Source organism: Streptomyces ureilyticus, from assembly GCF_011045025.1.
Classification (GTDB): Bacteria; Actinomycetota; Actinomycetes; order Streptomycetales; family Streptomycetaceae; genus Streptomyces; species Streptomyces ureilyticus.
This window is the reverse complement of sequence record NZ_JAAKZX010000475.1, coordinates 1-1,110: the sequence shown is the minus strand read 5'-3', so window position 1 is coordinate 1,110 and position 1,110 is coordinate 1. Positions and strand designations below refer to the sequence as shown.

Sequence of the window (1,110 nt, the reverse complement as noted above, 5' to 3'; positions counted from 1 at the left end):
GCCGAGGAGCAGGCCCGTCTCGGTGCGTTCGAGGACCTCGAAGCCGCTGAACCGCAGGTTCACCAGCATCACGCGGTTGACGTCGGTGGGCACGAACTCGGCGAGGGGGCGGCGGCCCGCGGCGAGCGCGTCGCGCACCAGGTGGCCGATCAGGGCGGGGCCGATACCCCGGTTGATCACCCGGCAGGACAGCAGCAGGAGCCTCAACAGGCTGGTCCGCTCGTCGTGTTCGCTCAGCGCGAGGCCGACGGTCCCGTAGGAGCCGAACCGGTCCTCCAGGCTCGCCACGAGCACCTGATGTCCTTCGGAGGTGCACAGGTCCCGTAGTTCGGCCATGCCGTAGGTGCGGCCGGTGGTGTTCAACTGATGGGTGCGTACGGTGAGTTCGTGGGCGCGGTCGAGGTCGTCGGCGGTCGCGGGGCGCACAGTGAGGACCAGCCCGAGCGAGGCGAGGAACTCCTGCGGCGGCCCGGTGTGGTTCTCCTGGGCCTGCCGGCGCCGCGCTTCGCTGCGGTAGAGCCGGCGCCGGGCCCGGCTCTCGCCGGTGACGTACGGCGGCCGGTAGTCGGGCAGCCCGGGCAGCAGCGGGGCATGTTCGGCGGGATGGCAGCGTACGACGGGCAGGGCGGCGGCGACCTCGGCGCGTTCCACGGCGTCGTTGTCGATGAAGGCGATCGTGTCCAGGCCGATGCCGAGGGTCCCGGCGATCCGGCGCACCCCCTCGGACTTGGTTCCCCAGCCGATCTCCACGACGGTGAACAGCTCGTCCAGGCCGAGGGCGGTCAGATGGGCGACGGCGGTGTCGTGGTCGCCGCGGCTGGCGACGGCGTGCAGGATGCCGCGCGCGTCCAGGGCCTTGAGCGTGGCGACGGATCCGGGCGCCGGGCAGGGGGTGTCCCCCTCCAGGACCGTCCCGTGCCACAGGGTGTCGTCCAGGTCCCACACCAGGCACTTGACGACGGGGGCTGCCGGGGAGCCCGCGGGTTCGCTCATTAGAGGACCATCCCTTCTGCAGCCCTCACGGGTAGGGTTGTGACCTCTCGGTCCCGGCGGGTGCACGGCCGCGCTCGCGTGCTACGCGATGGCCAGCATGAGTTATGCCGGCCCCGC

General features: G+C 72.0%; 1 protein-coding gene. It reads right to left on the bottom strand.

The window, feature by feature from the left end; all coding sequences use genetic code 11:
• On the bottom strand, positions 1 to 993 hold a 993-nt coding region (locus G6048_RS48230; RefSeq protein ID WP_165345913.1), incomplete at its 3' end, for an HAD-IIIC family phosphatase.
• Positions 994 to 1,110 lie beyond the last annotated feature (117 nt).